The sequence below is a fragment of the Pseudomonas sp. SDO5532_S415 genome (assembly GCF_054071155.1).
Window position 1 is genome coordinate 1 of sequence record NZ_JBSVWS010000276.1, and the last position, 4,620, is coordinate 4,620.

A 4,620-nucleotide genomic window follows, 5' to 3' on the forward strand; every position below is an offset into this window, starting at 1 on the left:
GCGAGCAGGCTCGCTCCCACATTGGAATGCGGTCAACTGTGGGAGCGAGCCTGCTCGCGAAGAACGCGACGCGGTGTCATGGAAACACCGCGCCACTTACAACTTAGCTATACACCCGGCCAAGGAGCTGCCGATGGCTTTCGAACTGATCGAGCACGTCACGGGTGATCTGATCCTGGGTGAAGCCCATCAAGTCGTAGTCCTGGCTGCCGTTGTGCAGGTACACCTCGGCACGGTAGTAGCGCTGGCGTGCCTCATCGGATTGAGCCGATTCAGTTGGCGTGGCCAGGTACCCATCCAGGCTGACTTCATAGACAAAAGGGTTGCCCTCTTCCATCTCGATCCGCAGGCCCATGCAACGCTTGGACTTGCCCAGCAAGGTTTGCACATCCAGGCCTTGAGCGCGCATTTGCACAGCGGCATCTTCCAGCGCCGGCGTTACATGCTTGTCCATGAAGCGCTGTACCACCGACTGGCTCGGTTGCAGGTCCAGTTGAGTCAGACGCTCGGTGAAACCACGGCGACCGCGTGCCGCCAGTTCCGCTTGTTCCTGCTCGATCTGCACGTCCTGGCGCATGGCCTTGTGCAAGCCGAACATGAAAAACACCAGCACCACCGAGAACGGCAGCCCCGCCAGCACCACCATGGTTTGCATGGCTTCGAAGTTACCGGCGAACAGCAGACCAATGGTCACCAGGGTGATCACCGCCGACCAGAAAATCCGCAACCAGTGCGGGGCGTCTTCGTCGACGTTACCGCCCTTGCACGACAGGTTGGCCATCATCACCGCGCCGGAGTCCGCTGGTGTCAGGAACAGCACGAAACCAACGAAAATCGATACGCCGATCACCACTTTCGACGCCGGGTAGTGTTCAAGCAACTGGTAGATCGCCATGGACGGCTGTTCCAGCGCCGTCTTGCCGAGCTCCACCGCCCCGTGGTTCATCACCAGGTCCAGGGCCGAGTTGCCGAAGATCGACAGCCACGCCAGGGTGAAACCCAGTGGGATCAGCAGCACGCCAGCGACCAGTTCACGCACCGTGCGACCACGGGAAATACGCGCGATGAACATGCCCACGAATGGCGCCCAGGAAATCCACCAGGCCCAGTAGAACAGAGTCCACAGGCCCAACCAGCGGTCGGACTTCTCACTGTCGCCTTCGTACACATAGAGGTCGAACGTCTTCAGCACCACACCGTTCAGGTAATCACCGATGTTCTGCACGAAGCCGTTGAGCAGGTGCAGGGTCGGGCCGAACAGCAGCACGAAAATCAGCAGGCCGCTGAACAAAACGATGTTCAGGTTGGACAGACGGCGAATGCCGTTTTCCACACCCGACACAGCAGCAATGGTCGCCACGGTGCTCATCACGATGATCACGATCAGCAGGTTGGTATTGCTGTGCTCCATGCCGAACAGGTTTTCAAGGCCCGACGACACTTGCAGCGAACCAATCCCCAGATTGGTCACCAGACCCAGCAGGGTCACGAACATGCCGAAACCGTCCACCGCGTGACCGGCCGCGCCTTTGACCCAACGCTCACCCGCCAGCGGGTACAGCGCCGAACGCAACGCCAGTGGCTGGTTGTGACGGTAGGCAAAGTACGCCACGGCCAGGCCGACCAATGCGTAGATCGCCCAGCCATGCAGGCCCCAGTGCAAGAACGTCAGCTGAACCGCCTGACGTGCCGCCAGGTTGCTGGCAGCGACGCCTTCCGGCGGGTTGAAGTAGTGATCCAGCGGCTCGGAGGCGCCGAAGTACAGCAACGAGATGCCGATACCCGACGAGAACAGCATCCCCGCCCAGGCGCCGTAGCTGAAGTCCGGGGTGTCGTCCTTGCTGCCCAGTTTCAGTTTGCCGTAGGACGAAAACGCCAGGCCGACGACGAAGATCAGATAGGCGGCAATCACCACCATGTAGTACCAGCCAAAGCTGCGGGACAACCAGGCCTGAGCCGTTCCGAGCATTTTGCCCGCCTCTTGCGGGGCGATGATCAGAATGGCGGTCAACAACAGAATCAACGCGGTAGAGGTGTAGAACACCCAACCGTTGACCGTCACCTTTTCCGGCGGGGTCTTTATAAGCGAGGCAGAACTCATTGCACAGATGCTCCAGGCAGTGCGAGTGAAGAACGCAAGGCAACACGGAACCCGACCAATCGGTTAGTGGGCAGCCGACCAGTGGGTGATATAAAGACACCCCGAAAAAAGCCCGAAGCCCGGGAGCGCCAGTGCGCGTGGGTTTCGAGCGTTTTGGGATGTCGTTTTTCCGCCAGCTACATGTAGGAAAAACCTGTAGGCAGCGACGATTTGTCGCAGATCTTATTCTTTGTTGATTGAACGTTCAATCAAAACAAAATAGACTGGCCCTCAATCCGATAGACGTTTTGCGTCTGCCGGAAGGCCCAAGGAGATGTGCAAGATGCCCAAGGTCGGTATGCAACCCATTCGCCGCCAGCAATTGATCGAAGCCACTTTACTGGCCGTCGATCAGGTCGGAATGGGGGACGCCAGCATTGCGCTGATCGCCCGTTTGGCCGGTGTCTCGAATGGCATCATCAGTCACTATTTTCAGGACAAGAACGGCCTGATTGCTGCCACGGCGCAGTATCTGATGAGCGTCCTCAGCGAGAACGTCACCGCGCGCCGTCAGGCGCTGAAGGACAACAGCCCGCGGGCGCACCTTCAGGTGATCATCGAAGGCAACTTCGACGCCAGCCAGGTCAATGGCCCGGCAATGAAAACCTGGCTGGCCTTCTGGGCCACCAGCATGCACCACCCGTCTTTGCACAGGTTGCAGCGGATCAACGATCACCGTCTGTATTCCAACCTGTGCTGCCAGTTCCGCCGCGTACTGTCGCTCGACGATGCGCGCAGTGCAGCCCGTGGCCTGGCAGCCCTCATTGACGGTTTGTGGCTGCGCGGTGCGCTGTCGGGAGACGCTTTCGACACCGAGCAGGCGCACCGGATCGCTTACGAATACATGGATTTCCAACTGGCCAAGCAGGTGAGTTAGAGCACACATAGAACGCTCAACCCCTGAACGCGCCAATCACTGATGCACTTGCGAGGACAATATGGCCCGTTTCGAACTGCAAAAACTCTACATCGATGGCGCGTACACCGACGCTGGCAGCGACGCCACGTTCGAAGCCATCAACCCGGCTAACGGTGAAGTCCTCGCAAAAGTACAACGTGCGACGAAGGAAGACGTCGAGCGCGCCGTCGTCAGCGCCGAAAAGGGCCAGAAAATCTGGGCCGCCATGACCGCCATGGAGCGTTCGCGCATCCTGCGTCGCGCCGTGGAAATCCTGCGTGAGCGCAACGACGAACTGGCGGCCCTGGAAACCCTGGACACCGGCAAGGCTTACTCCGAAACCCGTTACGTCGACATCGTCACCGGCGCCGACGTGCTGGAATACTACGCGGGCCTGGTGCCAGCCATCGAAGGCGAGCAGATCCCGCTGCGCACCACGTCGTTCGTCTACACCCGTCGCGAGCCGCTGGGCGTCGTGGCCGGCATCGGCGCGTGGAACTACCCGATCCAGATTGCCTTGTGGAAATCCGCACCTGCCCTGGCGGCCGGTAACGCGATGATCTTCAAGCCAAGCGAAGTCACCTCGCTGACCACCCTGAAACTGGCCGAAATCTACACCGAAGCCGGTCTGCCAGCAGGCGTGTTCAACGTCCTGACCGGCAGCGGCCGCGAAGTCGGCACCTGGCTGACCGAGCACCCGCGCATCGAGAAAGTCTCGTTCACCGGCGGCACCGACACCGGCAAGAAAGTCATGGCCAGCGCTTCGAGCTCCTCGCTCAAAGACGTGACCATGGAACTGGGCGGCAAATCCCCGCTGATCATCTGCGACGACGCCGACCTCGACCGCGCCGCCGACACCGCGATGATGGCCAACTTCTACAGCTCCGGTCAGGTTTGCACCAACGGTACTCGCGTGTTCGTACCGGCCCACCTGAAAGCCGCGTTCGAAGCCAAGATCGCTGAACGTGTTGCACGCATTCGCATCGGCAACCCGGAAGACGAAAACACCAACTTCGGCCCGTTGGTCAGCTTCGCCCACATGGAAAGCGTGCTGGGCTACATCGCCAAGGGCAAGGAAGAAGGTGCACGCCTGCTGTGCGGCGGCGAGCGTCTGACTGACGGCGAATTCGGCAAGGGCGCATTCGTCGCACCGACCGTGTTCACCGACTGCACCGACGACATGACCATCGTCCGTGAAGAAATCTTCGGCCCGGTGATGGCGATCCTCAGCTACGAAACCGAAGAAGAAGTGATCCGCCGCGCCAACGACACCGACTTCGGCCTGGCCGCGGGTATCGTCACCAAGGACCTGAACCGCGCCCACCGCGTGATTCATCAGCTCGAAGCCGGTATCTGCTGGATCAACGCCTGGGGCGAATCCGACGCCAAGATGCCGGTTGGCGGCTACAAGCAGTCGGGTGTTGGCCGTGAGAACGGGATCAGCTCGCTGAACAACTTCACCCGCATCAAATCGGTACAGGTCGAGCTGGGCGATTACGCCTCGGTGTTCTAAGGCGACATTCGCTTCGCCTGCGAGGCCGTCTTCGCGAGCAGGCTCGCTCCCACAGAAGTACGCGTTCCA

Annotated in this window: 3 protein-coding genes; 2 read left to right on the forward strand and 1 reads right to left on the reverse strand. The window is 60.2% G+C overall.

Annotation, left to right across the window (positions count from 1 at the left end; all coding sequences use genetic code 11):
• Positions 1-103: 103 nt before the first annotated feature.
• Positions 104-2,044 (reverse strand): BCCT family transporter, encoded by a 1,941-nt coding sequence (locus ACW9HW_RS28965; RefSeq protein ID WP_256590300.1) that lies wholly within the window; start codon positions 2,042-2,044, stop codon positions 104-106.
• Between the two features lie 379 nt (positions 2,045-2,423).
• On the opposite strand from ACW9HW_RS28965, the gene betI reads away from it, so the two are divergent.
• Both betI and betB read left to right on the forward strand, forming a co-directional pair.
• Positions 2,424-3,017, forward strand: a complete 594-nt coding sequence (gene betI / locus ACW9HW_RS28970) for a transcriptional regulator BetI (RefSeq protein WP_095195962.1) — start codon at positions 2,424-2,426, stop codon at positions 3,015-3,017.
• Positions 3,018-3,078: 61 nt separating this feature from the next.
• Positions 3,079-4,551, forward strand: a complete 1,473-nt coding sequence (gene betB, locus ACW9HW_RS28975; RefSeq protein WP_457402738.1) for a betaine-aldehyde dehydrogenase — start codon at positions 3,079-3,081, stop codon at positions 4,549-4,551.
• Positions 4,552-4,620: the final 69 nt, after the last annotated feature.

What these genes read in the sequence shown, in the direction of transcription:
- betI (WP_095195962.1), top strand. Translation starts at nt 2,424, where the DNA reads ATGCCCAAGGTCGGTATGCAACCCATTCGCCGCCAGCAATTGATCGAA.
- betB (WP_457402738.1), top strand. Translation starts at nt 3,079, where the DNA reads ATGGCCCGTTTCGAACTGCAAAAACTCTACATCGATGGCGCGTACACC.